This is a genomic window from Microbacterium sp. ZKA21 (assembly GCF_050434165.1).
GTDB lineage: Bacteria > Actinomycetota > Actinomycetes > Actinomycetales > Microbacteriaceae > Microbacterium.
Window position 1 is genome coordinate 411,568 of record NZ_JBNPVV010000001.1, and the last position, 21,497, is coordinate 433,064.

16 protein-coding genes are annotated in these 21,497 nt (G+C 70.0%); 10 read left to right on the top strand and 6 right to left on the bottom strand.

Annotation, left to right across the window (positions count from 1 at the left end; genetic code table 11):
- Positions 1-57: 57 nt before the first annotated feature.
- A complete protein-coding gene (secA, locus tag M2317_RS02145) occupies positions 58-2,853 on the bottom strand; it encodes a preprotein translocase subunit SecA (protein ID WP_429456872.1) in 2,796 nt (931 codons plus the stop codon).
- A gap of 178 nt (positions 2,854-3,031) precedes the next feature.
- Here secA and M2317_RS02150 point away from each other — a divergent pair, with 178 nt between their 5' ends.
- From M2317_RS02150 to M2317_RS02165, 4 genes are all read left to right on the top strand, one after another.
- Positions 3,032-3,643, top strand: a complete 612-nt coding sequence (locus M2317_RS02150) for a PadR family transcriptional regulator (RefSeq protein WP_429456874.1) — start codon at positions 3,032-3,034, stop codon at positions 3,641-3,643.
- Positions 3,640-4,362, top strand: a complete 723-nt coding sequence (locus tag M2317_RS02155) for an ABC transporter ATP-binding protein (RefSeq protein WP_429456876.1) — start codon at positions 3,640-3,642, stop codon at positions 4,360-4,362. Before M2317_RS02150 ends, M2317_RS02155 begins: the two co-directional genes overlap by 4 nt.
- The gene (locus tag M2317_RS02160) at positions 4,359-7,217 is read left to right on the top strand and encodes an FtsX-like permease family protein (RefSeq protein WP_429456878.1); all 2,859 of its coding nucleotides are present in this window, start codon (positions 4,359-4,361) and stop codon (positions 7,215-7,217) included. Before M2317_RS02155 ends, M2317_RS02160 begins: the two co-directional genes overlap by 4 nt.
- A 70-nt stretch (positions 7,218-7,287) precedes the next feature.
- Entirely contained in the window at positions 7,288-8,637 is a 1,350-nt protein-coding gene (locus tag M2317_RS02165; protein WP_429456880.1) for a hypothetical protein, read from the top strand.
- Positions 8,638-8,697: 60 nt separating this feature from the next.
- Here the strand turns inward: M2317_RS02165 and hpf are convergent, their stop codons facing one another.
- The 5 genes from hpf to mtrA all read right to left on the bottom strand — a co-directional run bounded on the left by hpf (position 8,698) and on the right by mtrA (position 14,326).
- The gene (hpf, locus tag M2317_RS02170; RefSeq protein WP_429456882.1) at positions 8,698-9,354 is read right to left on the bottom strand and encodes a ribosome hibernation-promoting factor, HPF/YfiA family; all 657 of its coding nucleotides are present in this window, start codon (positions 9,352-9,354) and stop codon (positions 8,698-8,700) included.
- Positions 9,355-9,474: 120 nt separating this feature from the next.
- Positions 9,475-10,107 carry a ComF family protein gene (locus tag M2317_RS02175; RefSeq protein ID WP_429456884.1) on the bottom strand — a complete coding sequence of 211 codons (633 nt, stop codon included), beginning with the start codon at positions 10,105-10,107 and terminating at the stop codon, positions 9,475-9,477.
- Positions 10,108-10,215: 108 nt separating this feature from the next.
- A complete protein-coding gene (locus tag M2317_RS02180) occupies positions 10,216-11,919 on the bottom strand; it encodes an LpqB family beta-propeller domain-containing protein (protein WP_429456886.1) in 1,704 nt (567 codons plus the stop codon).
- Positions 11,916-13,637: an MtrAB system histidine kinase MtrB gene (gene mtrB / locus M2317_RS02185; protein ID WP_429456888.1), complete on the bottom strand. Its 1,722-nt coding sequence runs from the start codon at positions 13,635-13,637 to the stop codon at positions 11,916-11,918. The genes M2317_RS02180 and mtrB overlap by 4 nt, the downstream gene beginning before the upstream one ends.
- Positions 13,638-13,645: 8 nt before the next feature.
- Complete coding sequence (mtrA, locus tag M2317_RS02190) at positions 13,646-14,326, bottom strand: MtrAB system response regulator MtrA (RefSeq protein WP_406249642.1); 681 nt, start codon at positions 14,324-14,326, stop codon at positions 13,646-13,648.
- A 171-nt stretch (positions 14,327-14,497) separates the two neighbouring features.
- Between mtrA and M2317_RS02195 the strand changes: the two genes are divergently transcribed.
- The 6 genes from M2317_RS02195 to M2317_RS02220 all read left to right on the top strand — a co-directional run bounded on the left by M2317_RS02195 (position 14,498) and on the right by M2317_RS02220 (position 21,406).
- The gene (locus tag M2317_RS02195) at positions 14,498-15,940 is read left to right on the top strand and encodes a glycerophosphoryl diester phosphodiesterase membrane domain-containing protein (RefSeq protein ID WP_429456890.1); all 1,443 of its coding nucleotides are present in this window, start codon (positions 14,498-14,500) and stop codon (positions 15,938-15,940) included.
- On the top strand, positions 15,937-16,575 hold the full coding sequence (locus M2317_RS02200; RefSeq protein ID WP_429456892.1) for a DUF4129 domain-containing protein: 639 nt from the start codon (positions 15,937-15,939) through the stop codon (positions 16,573-16,575). Before M2317_RS02195 ends, M2317_RS02200 begins: the two co-directional genes overlap by 4 nt.
- Positions 16,572-17,762, top strand: coding sequence for a DUF4350 domain-containing protein (locus M2317_RS02205; protein ID WP_429456894.1), 1,191 nt, complete (start codon positions 16,572-16,574; stop codon positions 17,760-17,762). The genes M2317_RS02200 and M2317_RS02205 overlap by 4 nt, the downstream gene beginning before the upstream one ends.
- 46 nt (positions 17,763-17,808) lie before the next feature.
- The gene (locus M2317_RS02210) at positions 17,809-18,783 is read left to right on the top strand and encodes an AAA family ATPase (RefSeq protein WP_429456896.1); all 975 of its coding nucleotides are present in this window, start codon (positions 17,809-17,811) and stop codon (positions 18,781-18,783) included.
- Positions 18,784-20,094 carry a DUF58 domain-containing protein gene (locus tag M2317_RS02215; RefSeq protein ID WP_429456898.1) on the top strand — a complete coding sequence of 437 codons (1,311 nt, stop codon included), beginning with the start codon at positions 18,784-18,786 and terminating at the stop codon, positions 20,092-20,094.
- 601 nt (positions 20,095-20,695) lie between these two features.
- Positions 20,696-21,406 carry a hypothetical protein gene (locus M2317_RS02220; protein WP_429456899.1) on the top strand — a complete coding sequence of 237 codons (711 nt, stop codon included), beginning with the start codon at positions 20,696-20,698 and terminating at the stop codon, positions 21,404-21,406.
- The last annotated feature ends 91 nt before the right edge of the window (positions 21,407-21,497 follow it).

Consider the following 21,497-nt stretch of genomic DNA (forward strand, 5'->3'; position numbering starts at 1 on the left):
TGATCCACCGGCGCGCTTGCGGTCCGTCGGCTGACCGGAGTCAGCCGACGGATCGCCTCACTTCTTCTTGCCTGCGCGGCGCTGCGCGCGATTCTGCGCCGGCGCGTTCTGGCCACCGGTGGGCTGCCCGAACGCACCGCGCTCGGCCGGAGCCTCCGCAGCGGGGGCGGCAGAGGCGGCTTCTGCCGCGCGGCGGACCCGATCGGTCGCCGCCTGCTGGACCTGGCCGCGCTCGTTGCGGACCTCGACGTCACCGGAATCGGTCGGCGCCGAGTACTCCAGCCGCTGCTCGGGTGCGCCGTCGGCCAGCCCCTTCGCCTCGACGGACGCCGTCGCGGAGTCGCCGGCACGACGCACCTCGACCTCGAGGTTGTAGAGATAGCCGACCGACTCCTCCTTGATCTGGCCCATCATCGCCTGGAACATCGCGTAGCCCTCGCGCTGGTACTCGATCAGCGGGTCGCGCTGCGCCATGGCACGCAGGCCGATGCCGTCCTTGAGGTAATCCATCTCGTACAGGTGATCACGCCAGCGGCGGTCCAGCACCTGCAGCACGACGCGGCGCTCGAGCTCACGGGTCGCCGGCGTACCCAGGGTGGACTCCCGCGTCTCGTAGGCGATCTTCGCATCCGAGAGCAGCTCGCGGATGAGCCCGTCGGATGTGATGCCGCCCTTGCGCCCCTGCGCCTCGGAGACGACCTCGTCGATCGTGACGCCGACCGGGTAGAGCGTCTTCAGCTCGGTCCAGAGCGCGTCGAAGTCCCAGCTCTCGTTGTGCCCCTCGGCGGTGTGATCCTTGACGACACCCGTGATGGCATCCTCGATGAAGTGCTGCACGCGGTCGGCGATGTCATCGCCGTGCAGGATGTGACGGCGGTCGGCGTAGATCGCCTCGCGCTGCCGGTTGAGGACGTCATCGTACTTGAGCACGTTCTTGCGCATCTCGGCGTTGCGCGCCTCGACCTGCGACTGCGCGCTGCGGATGGCCCGCGAGACGAGACCGGATTCGATCGGCACGTCATCCGGGAAGTTCGTGCGGGCCAGGATCGCCTCGGCGGCCCCGGACTGGAACAGGCGCATGAGGTCGTCGGTGAGGCTGAGGTAGAAGCGGCTCTCGCCGGGGTCGCCCTGACGGCCCGAACGACCGCGCAGCTGGTTGTCGATACGACGCGACTCGTGGCGCTCGGTGCCGAGGACGTAGAGGCCTCCGGCTTCGACGACCTTCGTGCTCTCCTCCGCGACGATGGCCTTCATGGCCTCGTAGGTCTCGTCCCACGCGGATTCGTACTCCTCCGGCGTCTCGGCCGGGTCGAGGCCCTTGGCCTTGAGCTCCTGCACGGCGAGGAACTCGGCGTTGCCGCCGAGCATGATGTCGGTGCCTCGACCGGCCATGTTGGTGGCGACGGTCACGGCGCCGAGGCGCCCGGCGCGCGCGACGATCTCGGCCTCACGGGCGTGGTTCTTCGCGTTGAGGACTTCGTGCTTGACGCCCTTCTTGGCGAGCAGGCGTGAAAGGTACTCGCTCTTCTCGACGCTGACGGTGCCGACGAGCACGGGCTGCCCCTCGGCGTGCCGCTGCGCGATGTCCTCGACGACCTGCGCGAATTTCGCGGTCTCGTTCTTGTAGACGAGGTCCGCCTGGTCCTTGCGGATCATCGGGCGGTTCGTCGGGATCGGGACGACGCCGAGCTGGTAGGTCGACATGAACTCCGCCGCCTCCGTCTCGGCGGTACCGGTCATGCCGGCGAGCTTGTCGTACAGACGGAAGTAGTTCTGCAGCGTGACGGTGGCGAGCGTCTGGTTCTCGGCCTTGACGGGCACGCCCTCCTTGGCCTCGATGGCCTGGTGGATGCCCTCGTTGTAGCGACGCCCCACCAGGATGCGGCCGGTGTGCTCGTCGACGATCATGACCTCGTCGTTCATGACGACGTAGTCGGTGTCCTTCTTGAACAGCGCGAGCGCCTTGATCGAGTTGTTCAGGAATGAGATGAGCGGAGTGTTGGCCGACTCGTAGAGGTTGTCGATGCCGAGGTAGTCCTCGACCTTCTCGATGCCGGGCTCGAGGACGCCGACCGTGCGCTTCTTCTCGTCGACCTCGTAGTCCTCGCCTTCGACGAGCGTGCGGGCGATCTTGGCGAACTCGGCGAACCAGCGGTTCGCCTCGCCCGATGACGGGCCGGAGATGATCAGCGGCGTGCGGGCCTCGTCGATGAGGATCGAGTCGACCTCGTCGACGATCGCGAAGAAGTGCTCGCGCTGGACGAGATCCTCCTTGCGCCACGCCATGTTGTCGCGGAGATAGTCGAAGCCGAACTCGTTGTTCGTGCCGTACGTGATGTCGGCGGCGTACTGCTCGCGGCGCACGGCCGGCGTCTGACCTGAGACGATGATGCCCGTGGTCATGCCGAGGGCGCGGTAGACGCGGCCCATCAGCTCGGCCTGGTACGACGCGAGGAAGTCGTTCACCGTGATGACGTGGACGCCCTTGCCGGCGATCGCGTTCAGATAGGTCGGGAAGGTGGCGACCAGCGTCTTGCCCTCACCGGTCTTCATCTCGGCGATGTTGCCCATGTGCAGGGCAGCGCCACCCATGATCTGCACGTCGTAGGCGCGCATGCCCAGCGTGCGCTTGGCCGCTTCGCGGACGGCGGCGAACGCCTCCGGCATCAGCTGGTCGAGCGTCTCGCCCTTCTCGAACCGGGCGCGCAGCTCGGTGGTCTCGTTCGCGAGCTCTTCGTCGGTGAGCTTCTCGAAGTCCTCCTCCAGCGCGCCGACGGCCTTCACGACCTGGTTGAGGCGGCGAAGGATGCGACCTTCACCCGCGCGCAGCAGCTTCTCAAGAGGATTCGCCACTTAAGTCATCTCCCTGTTCTGGGTCAGATCCCGGCCGCCCCGATGGGGCCGGTGCCGGGCATACTGTGCCATGTTACCGGGCTGTGACCTGCGCGTCGCCTGCATGGGACGCTGGACGATGTTTCCGTGTATGTATATACTCGGTATTGCTTTCGCACCTCCACCCGAAGGAGACCGCATGTCCGTCCGTCAGAGCCTGCTCGCCATTCTCGACCAGGGGCCGTGCTACGGCTACCAGCTGCGCGCGGAATTCGATCGGCGCACGGGGTCCACCTGGCCCCTGAACGTCGGCCAGATCTACAACACGCTCGAGCGCCTCGAGCGCGACGGCCTGGTCGAACGCGGAGCGCCGGACGACCAGGGGCACGTGTACTGGGAGATCACGGATGCCGGCTCCGTCGAGGTCGCCTCCTGGCTGTCCTCCCCGGTCGAACGAGGGCAGGCTACGCGCGACGAGCTCGCGATCAAGCTCGCGGTCGCAGCAACTCTGCCCGGCATCGACGTGTCCGCTGTGATCCAGACGCAGCGCGTCGCATCGCTGCGGCAGCTCCAGTCGCTCCAGCGCGCCAAGTACGCCGGCGGAGATCCGGACGGGCCGCAGGAACTGGCCTGGTCGCTCGTCGTCGACTCGATGATCTTCGCGGCCGAGGCGGAGGTGCGCTGGCTCGACCACACCGAGCAGCGCCTGGCGATGCATCCCCAGCACGCCATGGCGCTCGAGCTCACGACCGAGCGGCCCAAGCGCGGCCGGCCGGCCAAGGCCGAGGCGGAAGCCGCGGTCGAGGCATGAACGAGGAGATCCTGCGCCTCGACGGCGTGACGCAGGAGTACGGCGAGGGCGACCTCCTGGTGCAGGCTCTGCAGGACGTGAACCTCACGGTCAAGCGCCGGGAACTGGTGGCGATCATGGGCCCGTCCGGATCCGGAAAGTCCACATTGCTGTCGATCGCGGGCGGGTTGCAGGTGCCGGCCGCCGGCGGCGTGTACATCGAAGGCCGTCGGCTCGGCGGCATGACCGACGGTGAGGTGGCGAAGCTCCGTCGACGCTCTCTGGGCTTCGTGTTCCAGGACTTCAACCTGATCCCGACGCTCACCGCGCTCGAGAACGTCATCCTCCCGCTCGAACTCGACGGCTTCCGCCAGCGCGTCGCCCGACGAGCGGGCGCGGAAGCGCTCGAATCAGTCGGCCTCTCCGAACGGATGCACGCCTACCCGGACGATCTCTCGGGCGGGCAGCAGCAGCGCGTCGCGATCGCGCGCGCCGTCGTCGGCGGGCGATCGCTGATCCTCGCCGACGAGCCCACGGGTGCCCTCGACTCCGTCACGGGCGAGGGCGTCCTGCGCATGCTGCGAGGGCGGGTGGATGCCGGAGCCGCGGCGATCCTCGTGACGCACGAGGCGCGGCACGCCGCCTGGGCCGATCGCATCGTCTTCCTGCGTGATGGCCGCGTCGTCGACGATTCGCGCCGCGACGGCGCCGAGAGCCTGCTCAGCGGATCCGCGCGATGAGCACGACGCTCGAGCGCCCGACGAACCCGGCATCCGACGACGGCGAGCGCACCAGAGCGGAGGTCGCAGCCCACGGGCGCCGCGGCGGATGGTCCCGTCGCCGGGTTGAACTGCGGCTGGCCGCCCGCCAGGCGCGCCGCGCCTGGCCCACGAGCCTGCTGGTGATCGCCCTCGTGGCGCTGCCGATGGCGCTGATCTCAGGAGCGGCGACGTTCTCCGCAAGCCGCGCGGGCACCACCGAGCAGAAGGTGGCTTCCGAACTGGGGCACGCGGATTCCTGGCTCATGATCGTGGGCGGCGAGGACCCGACCAGGCAGCAGATGACGTCGGACCCGTACTGGTACGAGATCGATCGCGATGACGACGGGATGCCGGTGAATCCGGAGCTTCCGCCGGCGTCCGATCTCGACGGCCTCGTCCCTGATGTCGAGCTGCTCGAAGTCGCGGAGGCGACGGTGACGGCCAGGACACCGGGTGGCATCGGCACGCTGAAGGCGTACGTCGGCGCCGCGGTCGACGAACGCCTCGACGGGCGGTACGAACTCGTGGACGGCCGTCGTCCGCGGACCGACGGCGAGACCGCCGTCTCCCCCGGTGCCCTCGCCCGGTGGGATGTCGAGATCGGCGACACGCTCGAACTCGACGAGCCCGCTGCGACGCTGCGCATCGTCGGCATCATGAAGGACGCGGCCTCACGCGACGACGAGCAGACAGCCTTCGTCGCGGATGCGGTCGTCCCCGAGGACATGCGCGAGCCGATGGCGACCCGGTGGTTCGCCCCGGAATGGCAGCCCACGGCATCCGAGCTCGCAGAGCTCAACCGTGCCGGCGTGATCGTCTACGCACGGGATGCCGTGACCCGTGCGCAGGCCGACACGTACACGGACCCGGCGTCGGCCTGGAACATCGCAGGGATCGCGATGATCGTCGGAGGCTTCACGGCGTATCTCGTGATCCTGCTGGCCGGAGCCGGTTTCGCCGTGAGCGCGCGTCGGCAGGAGCGCTCGCTCGCCGTCGCCGCCAGCGTCGGCGCGGACCGCGGCAGCGTGTTCCGGATCGTGCTGATGCAGGGCGGCGTGCTCGGCCTCGTCGGCGGTGTGCTCGGCGCCGGCATCGGCATAGCACTCGCCTACCCTGCGTTGGTGCTGTTCGACGACGGAGCCGTCGCCGGCTTCTGGGGTTTCCATGTGCCGTGGTGGGGCATCGCCGGGGTCGTGCTCTTCGCGACGGCTGTCGGCACGGCATCCGCTCTCGCACCGGCGAGAGCCGCCACGAAAGGCGACGTGCTCGCGTCCCTGCGCGGCACGCGTCGGCCGCCGGCGATGCGGACGGATCGACCGTTCTGGGGCACCCTTCTCGCGGCCGTCGGTGTCGGGCTCACGGTCGCCGGCGGGCTCGGGCTCGCCGCCCTGAACGCGGCGGACGTCGTCGACTACGGCAACCCTGCGCGCACGTTCTGCCTGATCGGCATCATCGCAGGACCCCTGCTGTTCCAGATCGGCGCGATCCTCGCCGGACACTGGATGCTGACGATGATCGCCCGCGGATCATCGCGGATCGGGCTCGCTCCGCGGATCGCCGCACGGGACGCCGCGGCGAACCCCGCGCGCATCGTCCCGGCCTTCGCCGCGATCGCCGCCTGCGTCTTCCTCGCGTCCTTCGCGTTGACGGGTGCGAGCGTGTACATGGCGCAGTCCGCGCGGAACTGGTGGTACCAGGCACCGGTCGGATCCGTCGTGGTGAATGTGTGGACGGACGGCGAGAATCCCGCCGTGCTCGCGCAGGCGGTCGCGGCTCTCGAGGAGACGGACCCGTCGACGATGGGAACCGTGCGCGGCGATGTCGATGCGTACGCCAGCGGAGATCTCGCGACGCGCGAGTGGCAGGATCCGCTCTACCCCGAGGTGTTCGGCTACGACGATTGCGCGACGATCGAGGCGGGCTTCTGCCTCGATCGAGCAGGCGCCCTGTTCGGCACCAGCGGGAGCGCCGTCGTGGTCGGCGCGGACGATCTGGACACGGTGCTCGGCGTGCCGATCGACCCTGCCACCCGTGCGGCCTTCGCCGACGGCGGCGCCGTGGTGACGACGCCGGCGTCCACCATGGCCGGCGGCGCGTATCTCGACGGCGATGAGGTGGTGCTGAACCGCTGGAACCGCGAAGAGCTGGATGAGTACTGGACCCGTGGCGGCGGCGCTGCCGCCCTGCCCGATCCGTTGGAGAGCGTGCGGGTGCCCGCTCAGGAGATCCGCCTTCCGCACACGCTCCCCTGGCCCGTCATCATCTCGCCGCAGGTGGCTGACCGGATCGGCTACGAGACCATCCCCGCGCACCTGATCGCGGCGTACGATCGGCCGCCAGCACAGCAGTCGCTCGATCGGCTGGCGCAGATCGCAGGGCAGCCGTGGTCCGCGGAAGGTGGGTTCGACTACGCCGTCGAGAACGGTCCCCCGGCATCCGATGGCTGGCTCTGGCTCATCCTCGGCGTCGCGGGCATCCTCGTCCTCGGTGCGGGCGGGGTCGCGCTCGGGCTCGCGCGCATCGAGCGCAGACCGGACGACGCGACCCTGTCGGCCGTCGGGGCGAGTCGCCGCCTGCGCCGCGGCATCGCGTTCTGGCAGGCGATCGTCATCGTCGGCGTCGGCTCCCTCACCGGGACGATCGCCGGTCTCATTCCGATGTGGGGCATCGTGATGCAGTCCGCCTCGAACGATCAGTACGCGCTGCGCATGGCCGACACGCCCTGGGCATGGCTGGTGCTGCTCGCCCTCGGCCTGCCGCTCGCGATCGCCGTGGTCAGCTGGCTCGTTCCACCGCGCCGCCCCGATCTGACCCGCCGCACCGTGATCGCCTGAACGCGTGCCGGGCGTTCACCCCGAGCGGATGCACAGCCTCGGCATCCGCTTCGGAAAGTAGGATCGGCTCATGGCTGGATTCTGGGGCAAACGGAAGCGCGAAGAAGAAGCGGCACTGGCGGCGCAGGATGCCGACCTCGCACGCAAGGCCGAGCAGGCGCTCGTCGCGGCCGATGAGCGCATCCGCACGGCGAGCGACGAACTGGTGTTCGCCGAAGCAGAGCTCGGAGCGTCGCTGACCGCGGACCTGAAATCCGCGCTCGACGCCGTGCGCACGCACCTGCGCGAAGCGTTCCAGCTGCACCAGCTCAACCACGACGAGATCCCCGACACGGCCGAGGAGCTGCGCACGCGCAACGCACGCATCGCCCAGCTGTGCGAGTGGGCAGAGCAGCTGCTCGATGAGAAGACCGCGGCGCTCGCACAGCAGGTCGCCAAGGTCCGCCAGGCTCCGCAGATCATCGCCCAGCTGCGTCAGGATGCCGAAACGCTGACCTCGCGCCTCCCTCAGGCGCGTGCGACGATCGAACGGCTCTCGAGCCGGTACTCCGAGTCCGCGATGGATCAGATCGCCGCCTCCGCCGACGAGGCCGAACAGCTCGTCGCATTCGCCACGCATGGCGCCGATGTGTCCGAGCGCCGCCGTGCTGCGCGACAGAACGAAGAGGCCAACCTCGCCCTGGAGACCGCTGCCGAGGCCGTGCGACGTGCCGGTGTCGTCCTGGACGCCGTGGAGGACTTCGAGATCGAGGCGCTTCGGGCCGAATCGACACTCGCCGAGGTCGTGGCCGATTCGCGCGGCGATATCGTCGCTGCGCGCACCGCGCCGCAGGTGCCTGCCGTGACCGCCGCGATCTCCGACCTCGAGAAGGCGCTGGCATCGCTGAGCCCGTCCGGGACGCGCAACGATCCGTTCGCGGAGCTGAGCAGGCTGCGCACGGCGAACACCGCGCTCGACGACGCGATCGCCACGGCGCGCCACCGCGCCGAGCACCCGCTGCCCTCGCTGGAGCACGTGCAGCACGCGCTCGACGATGCCGACCGTCAGCTCGGCGTCGCCCGCAGCCTCATCGCAGGACACCGCGGCTGGATCGGCGCGGATGCCCGCACGCGCCTCGCCGAAGCCGAGCGGCTTCGCACCGACGTTCCGACGCTTCTGCCCGCCGAGGAGACGAGGGAGCAGGCTCTCGCCGCCGCGCGACGTGTGGCGCAACTCGCCTCCGAGGCGCTGCAGCTCGCCCAGCGCGACATCGATTCCTCCCGTCCGCAGCAGCAGAACGACGGCTGGGGCGGCGACGCGCCCGGTTGGGGTGGTGGCGGCTGGGGTGGCGGACGCCGCGGTGGCGGCGGCGGCGACCTCGCCTCCGGCATCCTCGGCGGCCTCGTGATCGGCAGCATCCTGGACGGGATCTTCGACTGACTCTCCCGCTCACGACGAAGGCCCGGCGCGAGCCGGGCCTTCGATGCGTTCAGGGACGGCTCAGGACGCCATTGCCTCCTCCGGCGACGCCTGAGTGGTCAACGAGATGACGCCGTAGTCCCATCCCTTGCGCCGGTAGACGACGCTCGGGTGATCGGTGCGGACATCGACGAAGAGGAAGAAGTCGTGTCCGACCAGCTCCATGCGGTCGACGGCCTCCTCCACTGTCATCCATTCCGCGTCGAAGTTCTTCGTCCGGATGACGACCGGTGAGTACGCCTCCTCCTCCTGGGCGAGCACCGGGACCGCGCCGGTCGCGACGGCATGCAGGACGTCGGCGGATGCCGGCTGCACGTCGATTCCCTCCAGGGCGCCGCTGCCCTTCTCGAAATGGGCGCCTCGCGGATGCTGGCGACCGTCGACGCGCTTCTCCTTCGCGCGACGCAGCTGCTCCGACATCTTGTCGAGCGCGAGATCGAGGGCGACGAACTTGTCGCCGTCGGTGGCCTCCGCTCGCACGACGGGGCCCTTGCTCACCAGGGTGAGTTCGACAGTCTCATCGGGAATGCGACCGCCGCGATACGCCCGATGGGTGACCTTGACATCCAAGCGCTGAGCTCGGCCCGCGAGCGTGGAGATCCGGGCGATCTTCTCCTCGACTACGGTGCGAAAGCGATCCGAAATGCTCACTCCCACGCCGACGATGCTCGTTTCCATTCGTGCCTCCTTGTCCCGGTCCTCCCGGCCAAGGGCGGACCGTGGTCGCCTTGTGAACCCCTACCGTAGTCCCCGTTCCGATGGATGTCACGACCCATTTGCCTCGTGTCGGCCGAGCGTTCATCTCCGCTTCGGCGTGGCGGCGAGGGCGACCGCTCCGCGCACACGGAATCCCGCTTCGGACAGGACCTCGGCTGCTTCGACGAGAGTGGATCCTGTCGTGATGACGTCGTCGACGAGCACCACCTCCTCCCCGGCGCCGAGGTGCCTCGCGCGCATGCTCCCTGCGACGTTGCGTTCCCGCGCTGCCCGGCCGAGCCCGCGCTGATCCTCAGTGCCGCCGGCATGGGCGAGCAGGCGTGCCGTGCGTCGCCCGCATGCGCGCACGAGCATCTCTGGAACTCGATAGCCACGACGCCGGAAGGACGCTCGGGAGGTCGGCACCGGCACGAGCAGAGCCTTCGGATCCGAGGGCAGCGCCTCGTGCAGGGCCGCCGCGAGAGGCCGGACGAGCAGCGTGCTCCCCTCCTCCTTCACGGCACGGATGCAGCGCGCGGCCACGCCCTCGAACGACAGCGCGGCCGTGGCGGAGAGGCCGCCAGTGAGGACGCGCTGCGCCGGCGCAGCGCGCAGCAGCTCACGGCATCCGTCGCACAGCACGCGCCCCGGCTCATCGCAGCCTGCGCACGAGGCGCCCAGGAGCACGCTGAGGATCTCATCGATCAGGCGAGCGTCGGTATCGCGTTCCGGCATCCGGTCAGTGTGTGCGGACGGTTGGGGGCCGTGCCCGGCGGAACCCGCAGCATCTCCGGCATCGGTGCAGAACTCATCGATCGCGAGCGCTGTGCAGGGCCGGTCGGATCAGTACCCCGCCCTGGTCCCCAGTACCAGGACGCCCGAGAAGAACTCCTGCCAGGCCGATGCGCGGGGTGCGTACAGCGTGCCGTCGGAGCCGAGGATCCGAAGACCCGCCTGCGACTTCGCACCCGCGAACGAAACGCTGCCGGTGGGCGCCGTCTGCTCGCTGCCGGGGCCGCCGACGATCTGCGTCCTGAGTGCCGCATCCTCGCCCTTCGCCAGGATGCCGAGGCTGTCGCTCCCCGACCACACCAGCCCGTGCGCCGGAGCGCTCAGCTCGACGACCTCGTGGGTCGGTCCGAGACCGGTGGGGACGTTGCTCTCATCACGGAGGATCACCGCGGTCACGACGCTCTGTCGACCGCCGATGGTGACCAGGGCGGCGATGCGCACGCCATCCGTCGACACGCGCAGCGCCGAGATCGCCGATGCCTCCGGCCAGGCATCCGCGACGTCGTGGGGCGTGACGTCCTCGGTCCACGCGTGCAGTTCCTGCGGATCACCGGCGGGCACAGACCAGATGAAACCGTACGGATCGATCGACGGCTTGACCAGACCGGGCCGGGAATCGAGCTCGTTCGCCTTCGAGTTCGTGATCGCGAAGACGACCCCCGTGCTCACCTGCACCGCGGCGAGTCCTTCGCCCTGCGCGAGATCGATCGCCGTGATCGGATCCTGGAACTGCCTGAGCGGATCGGTGATGCCGGCGATCGGCGTCACCTCGCCGCCGACCAGGCTGCCGAAGCCGTCCTCGGTCAGAACGATCGTGCTGACGTCGCCGCCGTCACCCGCGAGGCCCGCCTCGTCGGTCTCCAGAGCGCTGCCGTTCACGGTGAAGCTCACCTCGGTGACGCCGGTCGCCGTGAGGCTCCTCTCCAGCTGCGTCCGCATCCGCGCGAGTGTGGCCGCGTCCAGCGACAGTGCGGCATCCGTGAGTGCGACGCTCGCGATCTGCTCCGACACCGGAACCGAATTGCCGTCCAGCAGCACATCGGCGGGGAACGCGGTGTGCACGGCGGGCTCGAGCCAGTCGCTCGGCGTCCCCTCGATCACGGCCTGAGTGATCGACGTGGCGACGTTCGATCCGCGCGGGTACCAGCGCACGTCGGGCACGAGGTGGCGCCAGCTCTGGTCGAAGTACTGCAGCGAGTACCGGCTGTACACCTGCTGGAACGAACCCTCGTCGAGCACGATGCCGTCCGGCGCGCTCGAGATCCGCCACTCGCCGTCCTCGCCGCGCGCCAGCTGGAAGTCGAGCTCGGTGCCGCCTCCCGCCTCGGTGTAGCGGCCGTCCGCGTCCACACTCGCGCGCTGATCCAGGTCGACATCGACGTCGGCTGCGTTCGCCGACTCGAGTTCCTCGGCCGTGTCGACGCTCGACGCGTAGGTGCGGGACCCGGCGACGTCGATCGTGACGCCGGCGCCGGGGCGCCAGGTATCGGCGAACTCCGGGGTGAGGAACTCCTTCGCGATCGCCCAGTTGTCGGTCGGGGTGATGGAAGCCTCCAGGAACCCGGCGACGATCACTTCGGGCCCGGCACCGGCGATCGGACTCGACGCGCGCTCAGTGAAGGGCGAGTCGGCTTCAACGGCGCCGACGGGAAGGCCGATGCCGACGGGACCGGACGTGGGCAGTCCTGCGCAGGCGGTCAGGGCGGCGGCGAGCGCCACGACGACGGCACCGCGCAGAGCCGTGCGGATTCTCATGATCGGTCCTTCCGCTTCGCCGCGTCCGGATCGACGGCGCCGTGCGCCTCGGCATCCAGCTCGTAGCGCACCTGTGCGACATGCAGGGGCTGCGTCGCATCGGAGAGATCGCCGAGCGCGTCCGCCGGTTCCAGCGGAACAGGCGATGCGCCCTGCATCGGCCCAGGATGCCGCGGGATGGTCAGCACGAAGTTCGACCCGACGGCGAGCTCGGACCAGACCGCCAGGCTGCCGCCGTGCAGGCGCGCGTCGCCGAGCGCGATCGACAGCCCGAGCCCCGTCCCGCCGATCGTGCGCTGGCGGGACGGATCAGCACGCCAGAACCGGTCGAACACCCGCTCGGCGTCGGCCGCTGACATCCCGAGCCCGAAGTCCCTGACCCCCACCGCGACGGCGTGCTGGTTGCTGTCCACCGTGACGACCACGGGGCGTCCTTCACCGTGCTCGATCGCGTTGCCGATGAGGTTGCGCAGCACACGGCGGACCCGGCGGGCATCCATGTCGACGGGCGAGTATCCGCCAGGGGCGACCAGGCGCAGCTCGGTGCCGTGACCGTCGGCCAGCGGTCGCATCTGGTCGATCACATCCTCGGCGAGGTGCGCCAGACTCGTCGCCTCCAGCTCGAGCTGCACGGAACCGGCGTCGTAGCGGCTGATCTCGAGCAGGTCGTTCAGCAGCGTCTCGAAGCGCTGCACCTGGGTGTGCAGGAGCTCGGCCGTCCGCGCCGTCGTGGGATCGAAGTCGCCGCGCTGATCGTTGAGCATGTCGGCGGCGAGACGGATCGTCGTGAGCGGGGTACGCAGCTCGTGCGAGACGTCGGACACGAACCTCTGCTGCACGAGGGACAGCTCGCCGAGCTCCTTGATCTGGGCCTCGATGCTGTCGGCCATGGCGTTGAACGAGTGCCCGAGCGTCGCCAGCTCGTCCTCGCCGTGCACGGGGATGCGCACGCCGAGATCGCCCGTCGCGAACCGCGCGCTGGTCTCGGCCGCCTCGACGATCGGCACCGACATCGAGCGCAGCACAATCCACGAGATGGCCGCGATGATCGCCACGAGCGAGATGCCGGCCACCCAGAGGGTCCGCTGCACGAACAGCAGAGTCTGCTCCGAGTCGGACAGGTCGTACGCGATGTACACCTCGTACGGGCCGACGTCCGGCACGAAGAGCTGCTGTCCGACGATGACCCCCGGCACCTCGGAGCCGTCCTCCTCCAGCGCGACGGACTGCCAGGCCTGCACGTCGTCGATCTCCTCGACGCGCGTGCGCAGCGCCGATGTGACCAGGCCCTCGTCCAGCAGCTCGATCGATCCGAAGGTCGGCGGCGCGTACCCGCCAGGCTCGATGTCGCCCTGGAACACGGCGATGCGGTCGGAGGAGGACGTGCCGCGAAGATCGCGCTGGACGACGCGCCACAGCGCCACGAAGGCGGCGCGGTCGTCGCCGACCTCTGCCGCGTCCAGCGTGGTCTGGGCCGCCGCCACCGCACGGCGCGCATCGGCGAGCGCCTGGTCCTTGCGCGACTCGAACAGGTCGTTCGCGATCACGAGCGCCATGGTCGCGCAGGTCACGAACACCGCGGATGCCGTGAGCAGCAGCGTGATGGCGATCGTGCGGAAGCGCAACGACCGTCGCCAGAGCGCGCTCATGTTCGACGGCCAGCTGCGCCAGTCGCGCCAGAGGCCGACCTGCGTGACCGTCGCGGTCGTCGCGATCACGCGGACTCCTAGACGACGGTGCCGGCGCGATATCCGACGCCGCGCACCGTCATGACGATCTTCGGGTTGTCCGGGTCGAGCTCGACCTTGGCGCGCAGACGCTGAACGTGCACGTTCACCAGACGGGTGTCGGCCTTGTAGTGGTAGCCCCACACCTGTTCGAGGAGCATCTCGCGCGAGAACACCTGCTGGGGCCGCGATGCCAGTGCGACGAGCAGCTGGAACTCCAGCGGCGTCAGTGCGATCGGCGCGGTGCCGCGGCGGACCTCGTGCGCGTCGACGTCGACGACGAGATCCCCGATGCGCAGCACCTCACTGGCGGCCTGCGTCGACGGGCGCAGCCGGGTGCGGATGCGCGCCACCAGCTCCTTCGGGTTGAACGGCTTGACGATGTAGTCGTCGGCTCCGACTTCGAGCCCGCGCACGACGTCCGCGGTGTCGCTGCGGGCGGTGAGCATGATGATCGGGATGCCGGATTCGGCACGGATCCGGGTGCAGATCTCGATGCCGTCCATTCCGGGGAGCATCAGGTCGAGCAGGATCAGGTCCGGCCGCTGCGTGCGCCACTCCTCCACGGCCCGTGCGCCGTCGGCGCAGAACACCGGTTCGAATCCCTCGGTGCGCAACACGATCCCGATCATCTCGGCGAGTGCGGTGTCGTCGTCGACAACGAGGATGCGTGAGGTCATATGTGCCCAGCTCCGATTTTCTTCCCAGGGCGGTCGTCGGGAACACACCGAACGGCCGCAGATTTTCCCAGCGTACTTCACGACACGCCGTCCTTCACGGAACCCTCGCCGCCCCGCCGGCCCTCGCGGGCGGTATGACACGATGGGAACAGCACTGTCGGAGGGAGCGCCGTGAGCGGACAGACGTGGACACCGGCCCCGAAGCGGGGGATCGTCCCGCTTCACCCGTTCACCTTCGGCATGCTCCTCGGCCGAGCCTTCGCCGTGCTGCGCCACAACCCGAAGGTCGTGTTCGGCTTCGCCGTGGTGATGCAGCTTCTCATGGCGCTCGTGGCCGCGGGCATCATGGTGACCGTCCTGATCGTGACGATCCTCCGGCTGCAGAACGTCTCCCCGGGTTCGCCGGACTTCGAGCCCCTGCTGATCGGCACCTTCGCGATCAACGGACTCGTCGCGTTCGGCGTCGGCCTGCTCTCGCTCGGATTCACGGCGCTCGTCCAAGGCATCGTGGCCGCCGAGGTGCGGTTCGCAGCCGTCGGCGAGAAGGCCGGGCTCTCCCGGCTCTGGACGCAGGTGCGGCCGGTCTTCTGGCGTCTGGTCGGCTTCGCGCTACTGCAGATGCTGTTCACGCTCGGGGTGATCGCCATCGCCGGGGGCATCATCGCGGGTCTCGTGATCGGGTTCATCGGCGGATCCTCCGACTTCCTCGGCCTCGGGATCGGCCTGGTCCTGCTCGTCATCGCCGCCAGCATCCCGCTCGCCGTCTGGCTGGGCACGAAGCTGCTGCTCGTGCCGAGCGTGCTGGTGTTCGAGCAGGCGACGCTGCGCGAAGCACTCGTACGCAGCTGGCGCCTGACCCGCGGGCGGTTCTGGGTCGCGTTCGGCGTGATGTTCCTCATCAACCTGATCATGGGCTTCGCCGCGCAGCTGGTGAGCTTCCCGCTCTCCCTGCTGTCCAGCCTGCTGATCCCGGTGCTCGCGCCGACCGGGAGCGAGGATCCGGCCGTCGTCATCACGGCGGGGATCCTCGCCACGGTGCTGCCGCAGGTCCTGGTGCTCGTGATCCAGGCCGTCGCATTGGTCGTGCAGGGCACCGGCGCCGCCTTCGTGTACATCGACTGCCGGTACCGCTACGAGGGACTGGATCAGACGCTCATCGCCTTCCTCGAACGCCGCGACCTGGGCTGGAATCCCGAGCAGCTGGGCGATCCTTTCGTCGTCGACCCGGCGCGTGCCGTCACCAGCGCCCCGCCGACGCCCGTTCCGACGACGATGCCGATGCAGCCCGGATGGGGTCCGGCACCGGGATACGCGCCGGCACCGGGCTACGGACAGGCCCCCGGATACGCGCCGGCGTTCGGCGCCGCACCGGCAGCGCAGCCAGGTCAGCCGTATGCCCAGCCGTCGCAGCCGTACCCGGGCCAGCCCGCGCAGCCGTACCCCGCGGCCGAGCCGCACGCCGCCGCGGCCCCGCAGCCGCCTTACGCGCAGCCGGCACCTCCGCCCGTCCGCCCGCAGGCCGAGCCTGCGCAACCCGAGTCCCCCCAGCCCGAGTCCACCCAGCCCGAGCCGCCGTCCGACAGCCCGTGGGCTCCTCCCGGCGGGCGCGCATGATCCTGCCCTTCGAGCCGTTCGTCCCCGACGGGGACGAAGCGCGGCGCTGGGCCGAGCAGGAACTCGCCGAGCCCCGCTACGACGCGTCGCGGCCGACCTGGTTCGACCTGCTCGCCCGCGATGTCGTCCGCTACCTCGGCGACCTGTTCACGCCGGACGGCGGCGGACAGGTGGGGCCGCTCGCACTGGTCGTCGTCTGCGTCGTGATCGTCGCCGCGCTCATCGCAGCGCTCATCGTGTGGGGACGCCCCCGCGCGTCGCGCACCGTGCGCGGCGCCGGACGAGATCTCCTCGGCGAGCGCGACGACCGCACCGCTGCGCAGTTGCGCGCCGACGCCGAACGCGCAGCGAGATCGGGCGACTGGGAGGCGGCGACCATCCTGCGTTTCCGCGCGCTCGCCCGCGGCCTGCTCGAACGCGACCTGATCGACCCCGCCCCCGGCGCCACCGCCCAGGCGATCGCCCGGGACACCGCGCGGGTGTTCCCGGATGAGACCGCCGCGTTGCACGAGGCGGCGAGCGCCTTCGACGATGTGCGCTACCTCGAGCATCCGTCCTCGCCGGAGAGCTACCGCGCCCTGAGCGACATCGACGAGCGGCTGGCGGCTCGGCATCCGCAGGCGGTGCCGGCATGAGCACGACCACCGAGCTGCCCGCATCGACAGCGGCCGCACCGCCGCGCCGCACGCGCCGCGTGCTCGGCTGGATCGTCATCATCCTGCTGGTGATCGGCGGAGCGCTGCTGATCATGCGGATCGGGGCTGCGACGTCCGTGCCGTTCCGCGGAGGCGGCGACCCCGACGGCACCGGCGAACACGGCATGCTCGCTCTCGCCGAGATCCTGCGCGACCAGGACGTCGAGGTCGAGGTCGTGCGAACACGTGCGGACGCGATCGCCGCGATCGAAGACGACACGACACTCGTCATGACCGATCCGTACTCGCTGTCGGACGAGGCGGTCCTGCAGCTCCTGGAACCCGCGCACCGGATCGTGCTGCTGTCGGCGAGCTCCCGCATGCTGTCCCTGCTCGAACTCGGCGAGAGCACGTCGGCCAGCACGGCGGCCGCCGTCACGGCGTCCTGCGACCTGGCCGAGTTCGCGCGGGTCGGCGAGATCCACCCCGGGCGCCTGTTCATCCCGGCCGACGGCGTCACAGGGTGCTATGGCGACGACGACGGCAACGCCGCCCTGCTCGTCGACGAGACCGAAGTCGGGGAGCGGGCGATGATCGACGGCACCCGGCTGTTCGGAAACGGCTACCTGGCCCAGGACGGCAACGCCGCGCTCGGGCTCGCACTGCTCGGCCAGACCGGCCACGTGGTCTGGTACGTGCCGTCCTTCGCCGACTCCGATCTCGAGGCGCAGACCGAGCCGTCACTGGGCGAGCTCACCCCCAGCTGGGTGACGCCGGCGATCGTGATGCTGATCCTCGCGGGTGTCGCCGCAGCCCTGTGGCGCGGCCGCCGGTTCGGTCCTCTCGTCGCCGAGACGCTGCCCGTGACCGTGCGCGCATCCGAGACCATGCACGGCCGCGCGCGGCTGACGGCGAAGGCCGCCGACGCCGGGCACGCGGCCGAGGCCATCCGCGACGGCACCGTGCGCCGGCTCGCGCGCCGGCTCGGCCTGCACGATCGCGCGGGCGCCGGCGAGGTCGCGGATGCCGTGGCCGATCGACTCGGCATCCCGCGCACTTCGGTGCAGGAACTGCTGACCGGTGCCCTCCCGGCATCCGACGATCAGCTCATCGACCACGCGCGGAACCTCAGCGACCTCGAGTCCGCCGTCGACGACGCCATCCGGACCGAACGGGGCACGCGATGACCCCTGCCCCCTCACCGACTGCTTTCGACCTTCTGGAAGGGAACCCATGACCACCCCGCTGACGAATCCCGCCGACGACGCGGCGCTGCGCCAGGCCATGCACCGCGTGCGCCAGGAGGTCGACAAGGCCGTGATCGGACAGGCCGGCACTGTGACCGGTCTGCTGGTATCGCTGCTGGCCAGAGGGCACGTGCTGCTGGAAGGTGTACCCGGCGTCGCCAAGACGCTCGTGGTGCGATCGTTCGCCAGGGCGCTGGGACTCGACACCAAACGCGTCCAGTTCACCCCCGACCTCATGCCGGGAGATGTGACGGGGTCGCTCGTGTACGACGCGCGCACGGGAGAGTTCGAATTCCGCGCGGGTCCGGTCTTCACGAACCTGCTGCTCGCCGACGAGATCAACCGCACGCCGCCGAAGACCCAGGCCGCGCTGCTGGAGGCCATGGAGGAGCGCCAGATCTCGGCCGACGGGGTGAGCCGTGCGCTGCCGGATCCGTTCCTCGTCGCCGCGACGCAGAACCCCATCGAGCACGAGGGGACGTACTCGCTCCCGGAAGCGCAGCTCGACCGGTTCCTCATGAAGCTGGTCGTCGCCATGCCCGAGCGGGATGCCGAGGTGAACGTCCTCCGCCTGCACGCGAGCGGCTTCTCGCCGCGTGCGCTCACCGGCATCGAGCCCGTCGTCACCGCCGATGAGATCCGTGCAGCGCAGGATGCCGCAGCGCGTGTCGACGTCACCGACGATGTCCTCGGCTACGTCGTCGACCTGGCGCGCGCTAGTCGGCAGTCGCCGTCGGTGCAGCTGGGCGCCAGCCCCCGCGCCTCGACCGCGTTGCTCGCGGCCGCGAAGGCGTGGGCCTGGCTGAACGGTTCGTCCGCCGTGACCCCGGACCACGTGCAGACCATGCTCGTGCCGGTCTGGCGTCATCGCCTGCAGCTGCGCCCGGATGCCGAGATGGAAGGCGTCTCGGCGGACGCCGTGCTGACCGCGGTCGTCCAGCAGACGAGAGTCCCGATCTAAGTGTTCCTCACCGGCCGCTTCGCCCTGCTCATCGGGCTGGGAATCCTCCCCGTCGTCGTGCTGTCGTCGACGACGGGGAGTCCGGCGTGGGCGGTCGTCGGCGGCTGGGTGCTGCTGTGCCTCGTGCTGCTCGCGGTGGACGTGGTGCTCGCGGCATCCGCTCGCTCGGTCGTGGTGACCAGGCGCGTGCCGGCGCGGGCGCGGCTGAACGAGCCGGTGCCGGTCAGCGTGGCGTTGCACAACACCGGGTCGCGGACGCTGCAGGCGCGCATACGGGATGCGTGGCAGCCGACGGCCGGCTCGTCGACCGAACGCCAGCGCGTGATCGTGCCCGCTGGCGAGCGGCGCCGGATCGAGATCCCCCTGCACCCGCGCCGACGCGGCGAACTGGTCAGCGGATTCGTGATGATCCGGTCGTCCGGGCCGCTCGGACTCGGCGGACGTCAGGCACGGCATGATGTCCGCGGGGCTGTGCGGGTGCTCCCCGCGTTCACCTCGCGCAAGCACCTGCCTTCGCGACTCGCACGGTTGAAGGAGCTGGACGGCAACACGAGCATCCAGGTCCGCGGCCAGGGAACCGAGTTCGATTCGCTGCGCGAGTATGTGCGCGGCGACGACATCCGATCGATCGACTGGCGGGCGACCGCGCGGGCAGGCACGACGATGCTGCGCACGTGGCGACCGGAACGCGACCGTCACGTGGTGATCCTCATCGACACCGGCAGGACGGCGGCCGCGCGCGTCGGCGACGGCACGCGCCTGGAGGCATCCATCGAGGCGGCGCTGCTGCTGGGGGCTCTTGCCTCACGCGCCGGCGACCACGTGCACGTGCAGATGTTCGACCGCGTCGTGCGCGGCCGCGTGACGGGGGTCGACGGCGCCGCGCTGCTCCCGGCGATGAGTGACGCGATGGCGCCGGTGCACGCCGGGCTCGTCGACACGGACTGGCCGGCCGCGTTCGCCTCGCTGCGCACGCTGACGACACGGCCGTCGCTGATCGTCGTGCTCACCGCACAGGATGCCGCGGAGTCCGCGCGCGGCTTCCTCGGCGCATTCCCCCAGCCGGGGCGCGCGACCACTGTGCTGGTGGGATCGGTGACCGACACGTCCGTCGCCGAGATCGCACGCGGACGCGGGTCCCGCGAGGACGTCTATCTGGCCGCGGCCGCCGAACGCACGCTCCGGGATGCCGAGAACGTCGCCGATGCTGTGCGCCGCGCGGGTGGCGAGGCGATCGCGGCCGATCCGGAGTCGCTCCCCCCGCGGATCGCTGACCGCTACCTCGAGCTGAAGGCCGCAGGCCGCCTGTAGGCCGTCGCCGGCGTCTGTTCCGGTCGCAGTTGACGCCGCTCTGCCCCGAACGCGCATCCGTTCCCGTCGCACTTGACGCCGCTCCGCGTACCCCGCGACCGTTCCCGTCGCACTTGACGCCGCTTGGCCCACCCCCGCGACCGTTCCCATCGCACTTGACGCCGCTCTGCGCGAACCGAGGCGGCATCAACTGCGACCGGTTCTTTGAACTCGCGTGCCTTTGCGACATGAATCGCGACCGGAGCATCGGCTATGCCCTGTGGAGAACTTTCGCAGCGCTCGGCGGATCGGTGCCACCATCGAGCCCATGCGAAAGCCGGCCGATCTGCCGCCCGAGATGGGCAGGTCCTTCACTGTGCAACGAGCTCTGAGCGCGGGCGTCACCGCGGGCCGATTGAGACGATCGGACCTCGAGATCCCGTTCCGCGGGATTCGCTGGGTCCCGGAGGTGCCGCCGACGTCGACCCCGTCCGGATCCGGCGTCGTCCGTCGGTCGACGAAGCCCGATCCGTTCGAAGTACAGGCACGCGAGCGCCGAGTACAGGCGAGGCGATATGCACCCCGTCTCAAGGACGACCAGTATCTGAGCCACGAGAGTGCCGTGGCTCTTCTCGGCGGGCCGATCCCGTTGGTCGCAGTCAAGGGCCTCGCCGTCGATGGATCGACGCTGCCCGTCCACGTCACCACCAACGGAACCGGGCCTCTCGTCCGAGCCATCGGCGTCACGGCGCACCGCTCGGACCCATCGTCCACTCGCGTGATCCAGCGTGGAAACCTGGCCTTCGCCGCACCGGAGACAGCCTGGGCTCAACTGGGCGCGTGGGACCTGGAGGATCTGGTCGCCCTCGGAGACCACTTCTGCCGCGTCTGGCGACCTGGCGTCGGGCGACCCGATGCCGGAAAGGCCCCCATGACGACCATCGACACGCTTCGCGCGACGATCGCGGCACGCCGGCGCACCGGCATCCAGAACCTCCGCGAAGCCGTCGAACTGATCCGCGAGGACTCGTGGTCTCCACGCGAGTCGAAGCTGCGGGTGCGAATCGTCCGCGCGGGTCTCCCGGAACCCCTGCTCAACCAGGACGTGTTCGACGATCACGGTCGCTTCCTCGGGTGCGTCGATCTCGCGTATCCGCACCTGAAGGTCGCGATCGAGTATCAGGGCAGGCTCCACTCCGGGAACTACGCCGCTGACGTGGAGCGGATCGCCGCGCTCCGCGCCGCGGGATGGATCGTGATCGAGGTCTCCAGCGAGCTCTTCACGCGACCTGGGGAGCTGATCGAGCGGATCCGCCAGGCGCTGTCCCGCTGACCGTGCCGAGCGGTACGCGTTTCGTACCGCTCCTCGATATCCGCGGTGCCCGCTCCGGTCGCAGTTGATGCCGGTCTCCGCCTGCCGAATG